Raw genomic sequence first — 18,022 nt, 5'->3', positions numbered from 1 at the left:
TATACTATGTAAATTAAGCTATATAAATATTTTTTAACAAAAAATAGGATAAAAAGGAAATTATTCCTTTTTGTCTTGTTTAAATAATTCAGCTATTCCCGCAACAGACCCTAAAACACCGCTTGATTCCAATGGCAGGAATACTTTGTTTGATTTGCCGTCAGCAATTTTTTCAAGTGATTCCAGGTATTTGATAGCTATCAGTCCGTCATCAGGTTTTCCGTCATGAATTGCACTATAGACTTTTTCTATCGCCGCTGCTTCACCTTCAGCCTTAAGTATCTGTGCCTGTTTGTCCGCTTCAGCCATTTTTTTAATGGACTCTGCTTTACCTTCTGCTTCCAGGATTGCTGCCTGTTTATCCCCTTCGGAACGGGTGATTTCGGATTGCTTATATCCTTCAGCTTCAAGAATGGATGCACGTTTCATCCTTTCGGCTTTCATCTGTTTACTCATGGCTTCAACGATGTCTTGGGGAGGTTCAATCTTTTGAATTTCAACACGAACCACTTTGCTTCCCCATTTGTCTGTGGCAACATCTAAAACTTCACGCAATTCCGCATTGATCATTTCACGGGAGGTCAATGTTTCATCAAGTTCCAGATCTCCAATAATATTTCTCAGATTTGTCTGTGCAAGTTTGGTTATCGCATGATAGAAGTTAACGACATTATATACTGCATTGAAGGCGTCTACAACCTCATAAAAGATTACGCAGTCAACAACAACCACAGTGTTGTCTTTTGTAATGACCTCTTGAGGAGGAACGTCAACGACCTGTTCTCTTAAATCAACTTTTTGGATTGTCTCAATGAACGGAATTAAAATAACAACTCCGCTTTCTGCTGTTCTGCTGTATTTTCCCAGTCTTTCAATTACTCCTTTCTCATATGGTCTTAAAATTTTAACGGACTTCAATCCGATTATAATTAAAATTATCACTACAAGTATCATGATTTCAATTATCATCCAATTCATCTCCTTAAATTTTTTCAGTTACTAGTTTGATACTGTCTATTGCCGTTATTTTTACAGTATCGTTCACATCAACTTCATCCGGAATTATCGCACTCCATTTTTCCCCACGAACATTAACGATGGCTTCATTATCTCCTAATTTTTTAATGACGGTTGCCCGCATTCCGATTAATCTTTCTGATGTGGCCTTTTTTGTCGGTTCCTCTGTCACTTTAACTGCAAATTTTCTTGTAAGAAATATCAATATCACTGACAAGATGATGAATACGCAAAACTGAATGTAAACATCAAAGCCAAGATAGTTCAAAGCGGCTGATACAAGTGCGCTTACGCCAAACCAGATTAATACGAAGGTGTTTGTGGTTAATTCCAGTATGATAAATGCAGCTGCTATAAATATCCAAATAAGAATATCCATAATATCACAATTAATTATAGTATTTCTGAATGTATTTAACATTTTCTAAAAAATCTTAATTAATGATGAAAGTTAAATATCTGTATAGGTGAGAATTATGCTTATTAATATAGGTGCTGAATTTGGTACGCATTTAGAATCCAGTGATATTGCAACAGAACTGGTCGATATTTTAAATAAAATCCCTGAAGATGAATTTATTTTGGATTTCAAAGAAGTGATATTCATCACTATGAATTTTGCTCAGGCTTATTATATGGCTAAGCTGGAATCTTCAAAAAAGATTTCGGAAATTAATCTCTCAGACAGCATTAAGGTTACAATGGGCGCTGCTGATGAGGCAGTCAACCCTTAATTTATTTTTTTTCATTCCAAAAGAACAACACGACTTACTTCGGACTCGTTTGTGATTTCTCTGCCGCATTCATGTGCGATTTTTTGGGCGAACTCTTTCACTTCATTGAATCTCGGCATATTCTCAAGGGTCAGCCTTTCACGGGATGATCCGACGAACATGTATGCTTTGACTTCAACAAAATCCGGGTTTGCCTTATCTATCAGCTTGGCATACATTTCAGGGTTAACCATATTTCTTCCCTTAACGCAGGTGTTTCTTATGCATGTGCGTGAGCTGAAACTGGAAAGCGTTTCAAGTGATTCATTTAAATTGTTCCATGCATCATTTATTCTTGGCCTGCACAGGTCTTCATATATTTTGCTTGTAGGTGCATCTAAGGAAAGGTACAGTTGATAAGGATCATTTTCAAGGTTTCTTAATCTGTCAACGCACTGGCCGTTGCTGACGACAAATGTGGTGAAGTCCCTTCTGTTGAACTCTCCAATCAGTTCGTCGATTTTTGGATAAAGCGTCGGTTCGCCTGCCAGTGAAATTGCGGCATTTGTAGGGCTTTTCATCTCTTCCAGCTTTTTGGGATTTGCCTTGTCATTACCGAAATATCCGCACAACAGGTTATTTTGGGCTTCAATAGCTCCGTCAACTATTGTTTTTGGGTCATCATACTCTTCGTCTTCCCATTGGGTTTGGGTATATGTCAGATCTCTCCAGCAGAATTCACATTCCTGCTGGCAATTTGGAACTGCAGGTGACATCTGAAGACATCTGTGGGATTCGATGCCGTAGAACTTTTCCTTATAGCAGACTCCCTTGTCCACAAGGCTTTGGCGAGTCCAGTGGCAAGTTTTCACTGCAGCATGACCGTGATTTCCTACAAACCTATATCCGCTTTTCTCTAGTTTTTCCAGTTGGCTCTTATTGAATGACATAAAATCACACTTATTTTTAGTTTTGTTAGTAATTAGTATTTTCGTTTTTTACAAGATGACATCAATATTGCCTTGATGTGAAAATTATTCAATGATTCATAAGTTAACTATATTAATGTTTAATTATCTAGTTAATATTCATGAAATTATGGAACAAAAATCAAGAAAAATTATTTTTTAGCCAATGCAGCAACTTTGCTTCTCCCGAACAGCTGTTCAATCAAACGGATGACGGCAGATTCGTTGCATATTGGCCCAAAAGTTATAGAGGCAAGAAAACCACATTGCAGTCTAGAAATTCTCTGATTGGAAAATTCAGTGAAAAATGGGTCGCTGATCTTTTCCGAAAAATTATTTCGGATGAAAATCTCTTCGTCATCAGGCAGGCACAGATTCCGGCCATTGGAATTTCATATAAATCCCCCGCTGACGTGGTTATTGCAAGCAGAAATAAGAAAGTATTAAGGCCTGAGGATGTAAAAATAATATTTGAAGTTAAAATGTCTGTTGTCTGGAATTGGGAATATGACATCAAATCAAATTCATTAACCGAAATTGGTGACTATAGAATGCACAAGGGAAAGCCAAGCTTCACCCGTTCGGATTCGATTCTAAAGGCAATAGGCAAATGCATCGATATTAGGGTATCCTCCCTGAAAGCCTCCAAAATACCATTGGTTGTCATTGGAAATGCTCCTCTGTCCAATGGTTTCTGCAAAAAGGCTGACTATCTAAAAAATGCGGGTATTATCCAGGGATTCTGGTCACTGAATCCATTTCCGTTAAATCATGGAAATACTCGTAAAATCACTCCAAATAAGGGTTTCATAAGATTTGATGATGTTGATGAACTTAAATTAAATCTTAACTTATTATTCAATGAAAACCTCAATTTCTTCTCGGGAATGGAAAGTCCTGAGCAGTTGGGAGAGATAATTGAAATGGCAAATACTGAAAATACCTATAGGGAAAAAGGTTTGAAATTTCTAAAGTTAATAAACGGGTCTTAATATGAGAAAAACAAAAACGTCCTCTTTCGGTTCAGTTTTGAGGGAAAGCCACGATTCAAAAGAATTCTATTCATCAAAACTTTTTGAAGAGTTTGAAATTCCCAAAAAAATTGAATATAAAGAAACTAAAATACCTGAAAAGGATTTAAATAAGTTATATGCAAAATCAAGTGAAAACATGGATGAAATTCCGGACAATTCCATTCATCTGATGATTACTTCACCTCCGTATAATGTTGGAAAGGAATATGATAATGACCTGACATTGCCGGAATATGAAAAGCTTCTGACCTCTGTTTTCGGTGAAACATATAAAAAACTGGTCACAGGAGGAAGAGCATGCGTTAATATAGCCAATATAGGAAGAAAACCATATATTCCTCTTCATATGCTGGTAATCAATATCATGCTGAAATTGGGTTTTCTGATGAGAGGCGAAATAATCTGGGACAAATCTGCCAGTGCCGGAGGATCCTGTGCCTGGGGAAGCTGGATGTCAGCATCAAATCCCGTTTTGAGGGATTACCATGAATACATTCTGGTCTTTTCAAAGGAATCCTATTCAAAAAACAAGGCCCAAAGCAAAATGGACACAATTTCAAAAGATGATTTCATCCAATGGACAAAAAGCATATGGACATTTCCTGCCGTCAATGCCAAAAGAATAGGCCATCCTGCTCCGTTTCCGGTTGAACTGCCTCATAGATTAATTAATTTGTATAGTTATGAAAATGATGTGGTTTTAGACCCTTTTTGCGGTAGTGGAACTACTTGTCTTGCGGCTATTCAAAATAATCGAAATTATATCGGTTATGATATTAATAAGGATTATATTGACTTGTCTAAAAGAAGAATTTCCAATCATAAGTCTTTTTAATAATGTATTCCAAATATATATTATAATAAGTTAATAATGGGGATAATATGAATACGCCAATAGTGATATTAAATTATAAAACTTATTTGGAATCTAGTGGTTTAAATGCTTTGAATCTTGCAAGGGATTTGGAGAGTGCTGCTGCGGAGTCAGGCATTACAATGGTTGCTGTTCCTCAAGCCGCTGATATTTACAGGATTAGTGACGAAACTTCCCTTCCTATTTTTGCTCAGCATATTGATCCGATTTCTCCGGGAGGACATACCGGAGGAAACCTGATTGAAACATTGGTTGAGTCAGGAATTTCAGGTTCTCTGATTAACCATTCTGAAAAAAGAATGCAGCTTGCAGACATTGACGAAGTTATTCAGTTATGCAGGCAAAATGACATAGAATCCTGTGTTTGCACTAATAACATCGCCACCAGTAAGGCTGTGGCCAGTCTGAATCCTGATGCCGTTGCTGTAGAACCGCCTGAACTTATCGGAACAGGAATACCAGTGTCTCAAGCACAACCTGAAGTTGTGGAAGATAGTGTAAAAGGTGTAAAGGCAATCAATAAGAATGTTAAAGTTTTATGCGGTGCAGGAATCACAAATGGTGATGATATGAAAGCAGCTATGGATTTGGGGGCAGATGGCGTATTGCTTGCTTCCGGAATTGTCAAAGCTGAAAGTCCAAAGGACGCATTGCTCGACCTTGTAAGTAAATTATAGATGAGTGGGAGTATGTCTGTTAATTTTAATACTATAGATGATTTTGATCTGGAAGATAAAACTGTACTAGTGCGTATTGATGTAAACTCTCCGGTAGATCCGGGCTCCGGAATTATTTTGGATGACACGAGATTGAAATTACATGCCCAGACAATTAAGGAACTGTCAAATAAAGGGGCTCGCGTTGTCATTCTTGCACATCAGAGCCGTCCCGGCAAAAAGGATTTCACCACATTATCCCAGCATGCTGAAGCATTATCTGATATTTTAAATTTAAAGGTCAAATATGTAGATTCCCTATTTTCATCTTCTGCAAAAGAAGCTATTCGTAATTTAAAATCTCATGAAATTCTTTTACTTGAAAATGTGAGGTTTTTCTCAGAAGAATCACTTTCAAGAACCCCATTAGAACAATCCAAAACCATTCTTGTAAGGGAACTCACTCCATTAATCGATTACTTTGTAAATGATGCATTTGCTGCAGCTCACCGTTCACAGGCATCATTAGTCGGTTTCACTGTCAACACTCCTTCAGCTGCAGGACGTGTCATGGAAAAAGAACTGACCGTTATTCAGGATGCACTGGATAATGTCCAACACCCATGCGTATTCCTGCTTGGCGGAATGAAACCTGACGATTCCATTGATGTGATGGAAAACGTATTGAGCAATGGAACTGCCGATTCAATATTGACAACAGGTATTGTAGCAAACATTGTATTGTGGGCAGCAGGCGTCGACATAGGACAGGTAAACAGAGATTTCATTGCAAGCCGTGGATATGAGGATATGGTTGCCAAATCAAAAGAGTTAATTGAAAGATTCGGCGATAAAGTTAAGTATCCTCTTGATATAGCTATTGACGGCGACGGCGAAAGGGTTGATATTGACATTGAGGAAATTCCTAATGAATCCATTTTCGATATTGGCGTAAAAACTATTGCTTATTATGCAAATGAAATAAGGAATGCGAAAACCATTTTTGCAAACGGACCTGCGGGCGTATTTGAAGATCCTAAATTTTCAATGGGAACAGAAGATTTGATAAATGCTATGGCTTCATCAGACGGATTTTCATTGATTGGTGGAGGTCATATTGCCGCTGCTACTGCAGGACTCGGACTTGAAGACCAAATGAGTCATTTAAGCAGTGGAGGCGGAGCCTGTATCAGCATGTTGGCAGGTAAAGAGTTAGCTGCTGTAGAAGCTTTAAAAAAAAGTAAAGATTAGCTATTAAAAATATTTAATAGCTCTTCAGATGCTTTTCTAGGATTGTCTGCACTCATTATTGCACTGACTACAGATAATCCTGCAATTCCAGTATCTGTTAATTCACAGGCATTATCCAAGTTAATTCCTCCAATTGCAACTACTGGAATATTTATTGATTCGACAATTTCTATTAAGTCTTTTTTTGTAACGCTTGGAGCATCATCTTTTGTAGCGGTTGGAAATACTGCTCCAGTACCTATATAATCAGCACCATCGCTTTCTGCTTTTTTTGCTTCTTCGATTGTTGCCGCTGAAACCCCAAGGATTTTATCTTCGCCGATTAATCTGCGGGTAACATCGCACGGCATATCGCTTTGTCCAACGTGCACGCCATCAGCATCAATTGCCAATGCAACATCAACCCTATCGTTAATTATCAAATCAACATCATATTTTGTTGTAATCTTTTTAACTTTCAATGCCAAATTATAGAAGTCCAAGGTATCGGCTGTTTTTTCTCTAATCTGAACTACCTTAACTCCTCCTAAAATAGCTTCTTCAATGGTTTTTAAAAATTTTTCCTCATCGTCACTGTTGTCAGTTACAAGATAAAGGGATAAGTCTATATTTTTCATAATATCCTAATTTTTGATTCATTTACCAGCTCTTCTGCATCTGTTTTGTATAATGCATCAATCAGAAATGTTCTAAATGAGCCAGTTCCCAAGTCATTTTCATCAACTTTTGCCCTTGCCTTTTCACCGGCTTTATTCATTGCAAGAATGGCAAGTAAAGTTCCGTCAAATGAATCTGCCGCACCAACACAGCCTCCGACAATGGATGATAACATACAGCCACTGCCTGTTATCAGTGGCATCATTTCATCGCCTCCGTAAATGGCCACTGTTGTTTTTCCATCGCTTAGGATATCTATTGGGCCGCTAGCTAATATTACTGTGTTTAATTTTTCAGCGGTTTTTGCAATAATCTCTCCATTTGCCTTTATGTTTTCTTCACTTATAATATCATCATCACAGACATCCACTCCTTTTGCAGTGTTTGTCTCATCAATTACATTAAATAATTTTGATATGGTTTTTATTTCAGTTATATTACCACGGATTGCTGCAATGTCATTGTTTTTTATTAAATCAACTGTTGTACTGTTTCTAATTTCGCTTATTCCAACTCCAACAGGGTCTATCACGATAGGAGTATTAGTTTTATTTGCCTGTTTTGAACCAATTATCATTGCTTCGATTTGTTCTTTTCTTACGGTTCCAATATTGATTACCAATGCGTCTGCAATATTAACAATTTCTGCTACTTCCTGGGGATCATCAGCCATAATTGGTGATGCTCCAATTGCCAAAATAGAATTGGCACAATCATTTACTGTAACAAAATTCGTAATGCATTGGGTTAACGGATTTTTTTCTTTCACTTTATTCAATGTATCAGGTATCTTTTCAAGGATTTCATTTTCATTATTTATCATGATTATTAATTATAAATTAATTAATATTTAAAAATTTTGTTTTATTTTTCCTTTTTACGAAAACTATTTAAATAACATTTAATAAATAATAAAATGTTACATTAATTGATATTAATGTGCCTCGGTGGCTCAGTCTGGTAGAGCGCCAGACTTGTAATCTGGTGGTCGCGGGTTCAATTCCCGCCCGGGGCTTTTCATGATAAAAAATAATGTATATTTAGATACATTTATATATCAAGAAATGTAAATTATAATATGTTGTATGTTGATGGGACCGTAGGGAAGCTTGGTCGATCCTTTGGGCTTTGGGAGCCTGAGACTCCGGTTCAAATCCGGGCGGTCCCATTCGTGTCCCGCCTTAGCTCAATTTGGCAGAGCGTTGGACTGTAGATCCAAATGTTGCTGGTTCAAGTCCGGCAGGCGGGATTTCAATATTTTTATTCATAGTCATTTATCATTTTTTAAAATAATCTAGATTTTTAGAAATATTTATATATGATGACTATCATAATTAATTAATAGTGTATTATTACTAATGCATGAATTTAAGTTTCCTGCCTTGGTGGTGTAGGGGCTATCATGCGGGCCTGTCGAGCCCGCGACTCGGGTTCAAATCCCGGCCAAGGCGCTTAAATTACATTCGTTTCAAGGGCCCGTAGCTCAGTCTGGCAGAGCGCTTGGCTTTTAACCAAGCGGCCGCGGGTTCAATTCCCGTCGGGCCCGTTCTAATTTTATATTTAACTTTTCTAGCTGGAGGAAAAAATTTGAAAATAGATATTCAACAACATAATTTAGTACCAAAGCATGAAGTTATTTCAGAATCTGAAAAAGAATTATTACAACAGAATTCTGATTTTGATATTAATAACCTTCCAAAAATTAAAATTGATGATCCTGTAGTCAAAGAGCTTGCCAAATCAAGTGAAGTTTCTGCAGGGGATGTTTTGAAGATTACTCGTGATAGTAAGACTGCTGGAGAATTTATTTCATACAGAATTGTTATTGAAGGTTAGATAATTAATATAATTTTAGAGTAAGTTTATATTGTTTAATTTCGTATTTTATTTTTTTAGAAATTCATTATAAATTAGTTTGAGATGAATTATCTTTTAATTAGATAGTTGGGAGTAAATTAAGAATAATGATGAAAAATAATAGATAAGTTAAATTAATTATTTATGTTTATTTTTTTATTGTTTAATTTATTTATATTATGTTTACATAATGCTGGAGGAAGTCAATGACAGATAATAACTGGAAGTTAGTTGATGCATTTTTTGATAAATATGATTTAGTGGATCACCATATTAAATCATACAATGATTTTGTGAATAACAGAATTCAGAAAATCATTGACATCAGTGAACCTATTGTTATTGAAAACGATGAGACTGATGAAGAAACTGGTGAGCTCAAGAAGGTTAAATACACTGTAAAAACTGGTAAGGTTAATATTAAAAAACCTTTCACCCGTGAAGCAGATGGTTCCAATAGTGATATTTATCCTACTGATGCAAGACTTAGAAATTTAAACTATTCTGCACACATGTACCTTGAGATGGCATTGAATAAGGATGATGAGGAAAATCCTTTGGAAGAAGTTTACATTGGCGAATTGCCTGTAATGTTAAAGTCCGATTACTGTTATCTTAATGGTCTTAACGCAGAAGAATTATTAGAACATAATGAAGACCCTCAAGATTTAGGTGGTTACTTCATTGTAAACGGTTCCGAAAGAGCTGTTGTTACAATGGAAGAGATTGCACCAAACAAAGTTATTCTTGAACGTGTTAAGGATGTTGAAGATAGACATGCAAAAGCTGTTGTAACTTCAATCAGAAGTGGTTTCAGAGCTAGAATTACTTTGGAATACAAAAAGCCACGTAAAAATAAAGCGTTTTTAAGAGTATCTTTCCCATATGTTCCTGGTGAAATACCACTCGTTATTTTATTAAGGGCTTTAGGTTTATCTACAGACCAACAAATTATTACTAAAATTTCAGAATCAAACAATAATTTCCAAATGATTATTGCAGATGATATCCAAGTATCTGAAGAGGCACTCAAATTAGATCCTGAAGAGATGATGAGCCTTTCACCTGAAGAAAGGGAAGAATACTTGACTACAGCTGCTATCAAGTATATCGGAAATCGTGTTGCATTTAAAATGTCTGAGGATTATCGTATCCAACGTGCTGAAGAAGTAATAGACCGTTATTTATTGCCTCATTTAGGTGACAGCAAAGAAAGACGTGCTGATAAGGCTACTTATTTGGCTGAAATGACTGAAATGTTACTTGAAGTTATCCATGAACAAAGAGAACCTCACGATAAGGACCATTATACCAATAAAAGACTTAGAGTCTCTGGAGATTTAATGGAAGATTTATTCAGAGTTGCATTTACCAATTTAACTAGAGATATGAGCTATCAGCTTGAAAGAAGTATTTCCAGAGGTAAAGAACTTTCCATTAAACAGGCTGTTCGTAGTGATGTTTTAACTGAAAACATTAAACACGCTATTGCTACAGGTAACTGGGTTGGTGGAAGAGCTGGTGTAAGTCAGCTTTTAGATAGAACAAGTTATATGGGTACTCTTTCTCATTTAAGACGTGTTGTATCTCCTTTAACCAGAAGTCAACCTCACTTCGAAGCAAGAGATTTGCACCCAACACAGTTTGGTAAAATATGTCCTAACGAAACTCCGGAAGGACCTAACTGTGGTTTGGTAAAGAATTTAGCTTTAATGTGTAATATTTCTGAAGGTTCTGACGAACAGGAAATTAAAGATGTAATTGAAAATATGGATGTTGAATTAATTTAATGGGGTGAAATGTTGACTAATCATACTGATGAAGATGTAAAAAAGGCTTATCAATTTTTCGGATTCGATAAAATCGTTACTCCTAAAAAAGTTAGAGACGCTTATGATAAATTAGCTGAAGAAAATCATCCTGATAATGGCGGCGATGATGATATAATGGCTGAAATCATTCAGCACAGGGAAGTCATTAAAAGTTTCTTTAAATCAAGACCTAAATTGAAAAGGAATACCAGACTCAACAAGGATTTTCATGAACTTTTAGATATCAAAAATGATATTAAAGAAGTAATCGAAACTGTTGTCGACGATATTGCAGAGGATTCAACTTTAGCTGAAGAGAAAATTGACACCATTGAAGAAAAAACTGAAGAAATTGAAGAGGAATTTGATGAAGTAATTGTTGAAGAAGAAATTCCTGTTGTCAATCGTTTAAAAACTAAAATTTATATCAATGGTGAACTTTTCGGAACTTGCGACAACCCTCAGGAATTCACTGATGAAATGAGGGAAAAAAGAAGGAGCGGAAAAGTTTCTCATGAAATGAATATTACTTATTATGAAGACAATAATGAAATTTATATTTTCAATGACCCTGGTAGGGCTAGAAGACCTTTAATCATTGTTAAGGAAGGCCAGCCTCTCCTCACTGAAGACCATATCAATAAGGTTGCAAACGGCAAATTGTCCTGGGACGATTTGATTGATAAAGGACTTATTGAATATTTGGATGCTGAAGAAGAGGAAAATTCATACATTGCAATGAGATTAAACGATTTAAATCCTGATCACACTCATTTGGAAATTGACCCTGCTACAATGCTCGGTATTTGTGCCGGAATCATTCCGTTTTCAGACCACAATTCCTCACCTAGGAACACTATGGAAGCAGGTATGACAAAGCAGGCTTTAGGATTATATGTATCTAACTATGCATTCCGTACTGATACCAGGGCACATCTGTTACACCATCCTCAAACCCCTATCGTTAAAACACGTATTATTGACTCAACTAACTATGACTTAAGGCCATCCGGTCAGAACTTTGTTGTTGCATTGATGAGTTATGAAGGATATAACATGGAGGATGCAATGGTTATTAACAAAGGTTCTCTTGAAAGGGGATTAGGCAGATCTTCATTCTTCAGATCTTATGACACTTCTGAGAAAAGATATCCTGGTGGTCAGGAGGATAATTTCGAAGTTCCTGATAAAAACATTAAAGGATACCGTTCTGAAGAAGCATACAGACACTTGGATGAGTTCGGTGTTGTCAATCCGGAATCATATGTTGAATCAGGTGATGTTTTAATAGGTAAGACTTCTCCTCCAAGATTCTTGGGAGAATTTGACGAATTGGCAAGTGCTTCAGAAAAAAGAAGGGAAACTTCCGTTACAGTTCGTCACGGTGAAAAAGGTATTGTCGATGCAGTATTGTTAACAGAAACAATTGAAGGTTCAAGACTTGCTAAAATCAGAGTGAGGGATACCAGGCAGCCTGAATTTGGTGATAAATTCGCATCAAGACACGGTCAGAAAGGGGTAATCGGTTTAATATTATCTCCTGAGGATGTTCCTTTCACAGAATTCGGTGTTGTTCCAGATTTAATTGTTAATCCTCACGCTATTCCATCAAGGATGTCTGTAGGTCAGGTGCTTGAGATGGTTGCAGGTAAAGCAGGCTGTCTCGAAGGGGAACGTATTGACGGTACTCCATTCAACAAGGAACTTGAAAAGACAATCAAACAGCATCTTTTAAACCACGGATTTGAATCCGCAGGATGTGAATCATTATACAACGGTGTTACCGGTGAAAGAATTGAAGCCGAAATTTTCGTCGGAGTGGCTTATTACCAAAAATTACACCACATGACCACTGATAAGGTTTATGCACGTTCTAGAGGTCCAGTACAAGTGCTTACACGTCAACCTACTGAAGGTAGAGCACGTGAAGGTGGTTTAAGGTTTGGAGAAATGGAAAGAGACTGTCTCATTGCACACGGTGCAGCTTTAACCTTAAAAGAAAGACTTTTAGATGAATCAGATAAATATGAAGCAATCGTTTGTGAACATTGTGGAATGCTGGCTGTTGAAGATAAAAATAGAAATAAAAAATATTGTCCAATTTGTGGAGATGTAGAAACTTATCCTGTCGAAATATCATATGCATTTAAACTGTTATTAGACGAGCTTAAGAGTTTATGTATCTTCCCAAAATTAGTTTTAGGAGACAAAGCATAATATTGAAGGAGCCGATACATTGAAAGAATTTATCAAAAAAATTGAAAGAATTAACTTTGGATTAATGTCTCCAGAGGATATTCGTAAAATGTCTGTTGTTCGTGTTGAAACTCCAGATACCTATGATGCTGACGGTTATCCAATTGAGAACGGTTTGATGGATCCTCGTTTAGGAGTTTTAGACCCTTCCCTCAAATGTCATACCTGTGGTGTCAGAGGAGGAGATTGTCAAGGACACTTTGGTAGTATTGAACTTGCAAGACCAGTTCTTCATGTTGGTTTTGGAGATATTATTCACAAAATCTTACGTTCAACCTGTAACGAATGCGGACGTGTTCTCTTGCCTGAAGATGTTTTAGCGGATTATGGTGAAAAGTTAGCTGAAGCTATTGAAAACAGGGAAAATCTTGAAGATATCCTGAAAAAGATACAGGCAGATGCTAAAAAAGTTGAAATGAGTGATGCTAAACAGAACGACATCGTTGATAAGATTAAAGATGAAATTTATCCAAGTGAAAATGACACTTACGATCAAATCGAAAGGGAAGACATCCTAACCAACATATTTAACCAGCTTTACATGGAAGCTTACATGGAAAGGGATGAAAGCGAAGAGAAACCTAACTTCAAATATATTGATCCTAAATTACTCTGTCCTCACTGCAGAAAAAACCAGTCTTTAGAAGACATTGAAGCAAGTCATGACTTCATCAATAAAGACAGCGAATCAAGGATTGAGGAATTCAAGAAAATCATCAATGATTCAATCGTTGCCGACTTTACCAAAAAGCTGGACAAGGTTGAAAAGAAACTTGATGAAAAATTCGATGCCAAATTGGATGAAAAGACTCTTGAAGCAATCAATGAATCAATGGAAAATAACTTCTTCAAAAAACTTGAAAGAATCAACAAGAAAATTGAAAAAATCAATAAACCTGATGATGAAGATATCAAAGGATTCACTGAAGAAAAAGATAAAGTGGAAGACGATTATGACTCCAAATTCGAAACAAAATTCGAATCAGAATTTAAAAGACGTCTACCTGATTTTGTCAAAGAAACCCTTCAGAAATACATTCAGGAACCTATTCTTTTGGACAAACCGGTTACAATTCACCAAGGTGAATATAAATTGACTGCATCAGAAATCAGAGAAAGGTTAGAAAGAATCACTGATGAAGACATCTACATTTTAGGTATCAACCCTGAAGTTGCAAGACCGGAATGGTTGGTTTTAACAGTATTGCCTGTACCTCCGGTAACTGTAAGGCCTTCAATTACTTTGGACACTGGTGAACGTTCAGAAGATGACTTAACTCACAAATTAGTAGATATCTTACGTATCAATCAAAGACTTGTTGAGAATATGGAAGCTGGTGCTCCACAACTGATTGTTGAAGACTTATGGGACTTGTTGCAGTATCACGTTACCACTTACTTTGATAATGAGGCCAGCGGTGTTCCGCCATCCAAACACAGATCAGGAAGGCCATTGAAAACCTTAACCCAAAGGTTAAAAGGTAAAGAAGGAAGATTCAGATCAAACCTTTCTGGTAAACGTGTAAACTTCTCAGCACGTACAGTAATCTCACCAGACCCAAACATCAGTATCAATGAGGTCGGTGTGCCTGAAATGATTGCAAAAGAAGTAACCGTACCGGCATACGTAAATGACTGGAATATAGACGAAATCAAAACCTACATCGAAAACGGACCTGACGTACACCCTGGTGCAAACTATATGATCAGCGAATCCGGAAACAGAAGAAAAATCAACGAAGACACCAAAGAATACATTTTGGAAAACTTAAAACCTGGTGACATCGTAGAAAGACACTTGAAAGATGGAGATATGGTTTTATTCAATCGTCAGCCTTCACTTCACAGAATGAGTATGATGGCACACGAAGTAAGAGTACTTCCTTACAAAACTTTCAGATTAAACTTATGTGTATGTCCTCCATACAATGCAGATTTCGATGGAGACGAAATGAACATGCACGTATTCCAGACCGATGAGTCCCGTGCAGAAGCAAAATCATTGATGCGTGTACAGGAACACATCCTATCTCCAAGGTTCGGTGGACCTATTATCGGCGCTATTCACGACCACATTTCAGGAGCATACCTTTTAACAAGAAAATCAATGAAGTTCACAGAAGAACAAGCTTTACAAATTATTCGTAAATCTCACTTGCAGATTCCTGAAAATGATGGAGAAAAATGGTTGCTTAAAAAATCTGAATCTCAAGCTGATCTTTTAATGGAAAGTGAAATTGCTAAAAAGACTAAAAACGTTCGTGGAACTAAAGATGATAAAGAAGCTTATCTCAATACTTTAGACTTGTCTGAAGATGAGATTGCAAAACGTCTTAAAGCAAACAAATGGAGTGATGAAGAAAAACAAGAAATCAAATCCATTGCAATTAAAAGAGTCACTGATGAAATCACTGCAAAATACTCATCTGACAGTGATGACGGCATTGATGAATCAGTCATTGAGAAAGCTAACGGTGAAGAATGGACTGGTAAAGAGCTGTTCTCATTACTTTTACCTAATAATTTGAATTTAACTTACAAAGCTGAAATCTGTACCAAATGCGGACAATGTGACAGAATCATAAGGGAAGCTCCAGACCCATCTGTCATTGATTATGAACACTTATGCCCAATCGATGCTTATGTCGTAATCGATAACGGTATCCTAAAACATGGTGTTATCGATGAAAAGGCATACGGTTCAATGTCAGGTCAAATTTTGGATAAAATCGTTAAAGAATATGGTCCTGGAAGAGCTAAAGAGTTCTTAGACAGATCCACTGACTTAGCTATCTGCGGAATCATGGTAACTGGAATCACAACCAGTTTGAATGACGAAGAAATCCCTGAAGAAGCTCAAGCAAGAATCAATGAACATTTACAAAAATCAGAAGAAAAAGTAGATAGGTTAATTGATGCTTATAATGAAGGTATTCTTGACGCATTACCTGGTAGAAGCCTTGAAGAAACCTTGGAAATGAGAATCATGCAGGTTTTAGGGGAAGCTAGGGACAAATCCGGTGAAATCGCAGAAGATTACTTGACTATGGAACACAATCACTCTGTTGTAATGGCACGTACAGGTGCTAGGGCGTCCATGTTGAACCTGACTCAGATTACTTCCTGTGTAGGTCAGCAGGCAGTTAGGGGTGGACGTATTCACAGAGGATACATCGAAAGAACATTGCCTCACTTCAAAAGAAACGAGTTAGGGGCAAAAGCTAAAGGATTTGTACACTCAAGTTATAAATCAGGATTAGACCCAATTGAGTTCTTCTTCCACGCTATGGGGGGAAGAGAAGGTCTTGTAGATACTGCTATTCGTACAGCACAATCCGGTTACATGCAAAGAAGACTTGTAAACGCACTTCAGGACTTGCAGGTCAAACCATCCGGACTTGTCACTGACAATCAAAGTAATGTAGTTCAAAGAATCTTTGGTGACGATGGAGTAGATCCTGCTAAAAGTGACTTTGGTATAGCAGCAAACTTGGATAAACTCATAGAAGAGATTAAATTAGAAGAAAAATCTAATGCATCTCAGGCAGGTAAATAAGGGGTGTAAATATGGATGAATTAATTGAAAAAGTTCAAAATACTTTGGAAATGCGTAATATTTGCATTCCAGATGATTATGATATTAAAGAAATTTTAGTGGATTATGATTCAATAGATATTGACGATGATGTTTTCGAAGAGATTATATCCAAAATCAAAAATATCCAATTGGTCAATGATTTACTTATTTCCTATAATATTAACTTTGTTGAATTTTCACAGCTCTTGGAGGAAAATGACATAGAAATATTGGATTATTATTATATTAAAAACATTTTTAATAAATTCAATTCCAATGAATTGTCCGAAGCGGACCTTGAATCTGCTGTCAATGACATATCTATTATCAGTAAGATTTTGAATATCTTAACTGATAAGGACATTGTATTCCCTAAAGGTTATGTTGAAGATTTGGCTAACGCTTATGTTCGTCGTGATTTAACTGATGAAGAATTGGATAAACTTGTGGACAAGTTAAAAACTGCCTATGACCGAGCTCGTGTAGAAGCTGGAGAGGCTGTTGGAACAGTAGCTGCACAATCTGTTGGTGAACCAGGTACTCAGATGACTATGCGTACTTTTCACTATGCAGGGGTTACTGAGTTAAACGTAACATTGGGTCTTCCAAGGCTTATTGAAATTGTTGATGCAAGAAAGGATATTGCAACTCCTACAATGGATATTTACTTTGATGAAGACAAACGTTATGATGAGGAATTTGTTAAAGTCTTAGCAAATAAGATTGGTAAAAGTACCATCAATGATGTTCTTGAAGACTTTAACTTAAATTATGCTGAAATGCAAGTTGAAGCTACTTTATCAGATAAAAAAATTGATGAAAGAAGACTCGCTAAAGAGGATATTATTCAAAAAATCCAGGCGGATTTCAAAAAGGATAAGCCGGAAATTGACGGCAATCTTATTATAATCAAACCTAAAGAAACCAGTGATGCGAAACACAGAATCCGTAATCTCCGTTTATTAGCGGATAAGGTACGTGATTTACAGATCAGTGGTGTTAAAAAGATAGGTAAAGTAATTATCCGTAAGGATGATGAATGGGTTATTCACACTGAAGGATCCAACCTTAAGGAAATTTTGGCTATTGAAGGAATCGATTCCAAAAGAACCACCACAAACAGTATTCGTGAAATAGAGGATGTTTTAGGTATTGAAGCTGCTCGTCAATCCATTATTAACGAAGCGAATAATACTCTCTCAGAGCAAGGTCTTACTGTTGATGTAAGACACATTATGTTAGTTGCAGATATCATGACTTCCGAAGGTGAAGTAAAATCAATTGGAAGACATGGTATTAGTGGTGAAAAATCAAGTGTTTTAGCACGTGCAGCTTTTGAAGAAACCGGTAA

Annotated in this window: 15 protein-coding genes and 5 tRNA genes; 15 read left to right on the top strand and 5 right to left on the bottom strand. The window is 36.6% G+C overall.

What is annotated here, in order from left to right:
* Positions 1-60: 60 nt before the first annotated feature.
* Positions 61-966: an SPFH domain-containing protein gene (locus tag ACKI2W_RS05865; RefSeq protein ID WP_407380207.1), complete on the bottom strand. Its 906-nt coding sequence runs from the start codon at positions 964-966 to the stop codon at positions 61-63.
* Between the two features lie 16 nt (positions 967-982).
* Complete coding sequence (locus ACKI2W_RS05860; protein ID WP_407380167.1) at positions 983-1,396, bottom strand: NfeD family protein; 414 nt, start codon at positions 1,394-1,396, stop codon at positions 983-985.
* Positions 1,397-1,493: 97 nt separating this feature from the next.
* Here ACKI2W_RS05860 and ACKI2W_RS05855 point away from each other — a divergent pair, with 97 nt between their 5' ends.
* Positions 1,494-1,751, top strand: coding sequence for a hypothetical protein (locus tag ACKI2W_RS05855; RefSeq protein WP_407380165.1), 258 nt, complete (start codon positions 1,494-1,496; stop codon positions 1,749-1,751).
* 11 nt (positions 1,752-1,762) lie between these two features.
* Here ACKI2W_RS05855 and twy1 read toward each other — a convergent pair whose 3' ends face one another.
* Complete coding sequence (twy1, locus tag ACKI2W_RS05850) at positions 1,763-2,680, bottom strand: 4-demethylwyosine synthase TYW1 (RefSeq protein ID WP_407380163.1); 918 nt, start codon at positions 2,678-2,680, stop codon at positions 1,763-1,765.
* A 140-nt stretch (positions 2,681-2,820) separates the two neighbouring features.
* On the opposite strand from twy1, the gene ACKI2W_RS05845 reads away from it, so the two are divergent.
* From ACKI2W_RS05845 to ACKI2W_RS05830, 4 genes are read left to right on the top strand one after another with little or no spacing between them, the layout of a single operon-like run.
* On the top strand, positions 2,821-3,690 hold the full coding sequence (locus tag ACKI2W_RS05845; RefSeq protein ID WP_407380161.1) for a hypothetical protein: 870 nt from the start codon (positions 2,821-2,823) through the stop codon (positions 3,688-3,690).
* A gap of 1 nt (position 3,691) precedes the next feature.
* Positions 3,692-4,567, top strand: coding sequence for a DNA-methyltransferase (locus tag ACKI2W_RS05840; protein ID WP_407380159.1), 876 nt, complete (start codon positions 3,692-3,694; stop codon positions 4,565-4,567).
* 47 nt (positions 4,568-4,614) lie between these two features.
* Positions 4,615-5,283, top strand: coding sequence for a triose-phosphate isomerase (gene tpiA, locus ACKI2W_RS05835; RefSeq protein ID WP_407380157.1), 669 nt, complete (start codon positions 4,615-4,617; stop codon positions 5,281-5,283).
* Between the two features lie 12 nt (positions 5,284-5,295).
* Positions 5,296-6,513, top strand: coding sequence for a phosphoglycerate kinase (locus ACKI2W_RS05830; protein WP_407380155.1), 1,218 nt, complete (start codon positions 5,296-5,298; stop codon positions 6,511-6,513).
* Here ACKI2W_RS05830 and thiE read toward each other — a convergent pair.
* Positions 6,510-7,130, bottom strand: a complete 621-nt coding sequence (thiE, locus tag ACKI2W_RS05825) for a thiamine phosphate synthase (protein WP_407380153.1) — start codon at positions 7,128-7,130, stop codon at positions 6,510-6,512. The genes ACKI2W_RS05830 and thiE overlap by 4 nt on opposite strands.
* Entirely contained in the window at positions 7,127-7,993 is an 867-nt protein-coding gene (thiM, locus tag ACKI2W_RS05820; RefSeq protein ID WP_407380152.1) for a hydroxyethylthiazole kinase, read from the bottom strand. Before thiM ends, thiE begins: the two co-directional genes overlap by 4 nt.
* Before the next feature lie 118 nt (positions 7,994-8,111).
* Between thiM and ACKI2W_RS05815 the strand changes: the two genes are divergently transcribed.
* From ACKI2W_RS05815 to rpoA2, 10 genes are all read left to right on the top strand, one after another.
* Positions 8,112-8,185 (top strand) — tRNA-Thr (locus tag ACKI2W_RS05815).
* 78 nt (positions 8,186-8,263) lie between these two features.
* Positions 8,264-8,338: transfer RNA gene (locus ACKI2W_RS05810), tRNA-Pro, on the top strand.
* Between the two features lie 7 nt (positions 8,339-8,345).
* Positions 8,346-8,419, top strand: a tRNA-Tyr gene (locus ACKI2W_RS05805).
* Positions 8,420-8,549: 130 nt separating this feature from the next.
* A tRNA-Asp gene (locus ACKI2W_RS05800) sits at positions 8,550-8,621 on the top strand.
* Between the two features lie 21 nt (positions 8,622-8,642).
* Positions 8,643-8,716: transfer RNA gene (locus ACKI2W_RS05795), tRNA-Lys, on the top strand.
* A 41-nt stretch (positions 8,717-8,757) separates the two neighbouring features.
* Positions 8,758-9,006: a DNA-directed RNA polymerase subunit H gene (locus tag ACKI2W_RS05790; RefSeq protein ID WP_407380150.1), complete on the top strand. Its 249-nt coding sequence runs from the start codon at positions 8,758-8,760 to the stop codon at positions 9,004-9,006.
* A gap of 227 nt (positions 9,007-9,233) precedes the next feature.
* A complete protein-coding gene (locus ACKI2W_RS05785) occupies positions 9,234-10,817 on the top strand; it encodes a DNA-directed RNA polymerase subunit B'' (protein WP_407380148.1) in 1,584 nt (527 codons plus the stop codon).
* Between the two features lie 12 nt (positions 10,818-10,829).
* Positions 10,830-13,055, top strand: coding sequence for a DNA-directed RNA polymerase subunit B (gene rpoB, locus ACKI2W_RS05780; protein ID WP_407380147.1), 2,226 nt, complete (start codon positions 10,830-10,832; stop codon positions 13,053-13,055).
* 64 nt (positions 13,056-13,119) lie between these two features.
* Entirely contained in the window at positions 13,120-16,650 is a 3,531-nt protein-coding gene (locus ACKI2W_RS05775) for a DNA-directed RNA polymerase subunit A' (RefSeq protein WP_407380205.1), read from the top strand.
* A gap of 11 nt (positions 16,651-16,661) precedes the next feature.
* Positions 16,662-18,022: DNA-directed RNA polymerase subunit A'' (rpoA2, locus tag ACKI2W_RS05770; protein ID WP_407380145.1), on the top strand; the 1,361-nt coding region annotated here is incomplete at its 3' end.

The organism is Methanobrevibacter sp. (genome assembly GCF_045603845.1).
In the GTDB taxonomy this organism is placed as follows: domain Archaea; phylum Methanobacteriota; class Methanobacteria; order Methanobacteriales; family Methanobacteriaceae; genus Methanocatella.
This window is presented reverse-complemented; position numbering and strand designations above follow the sequence as displayed.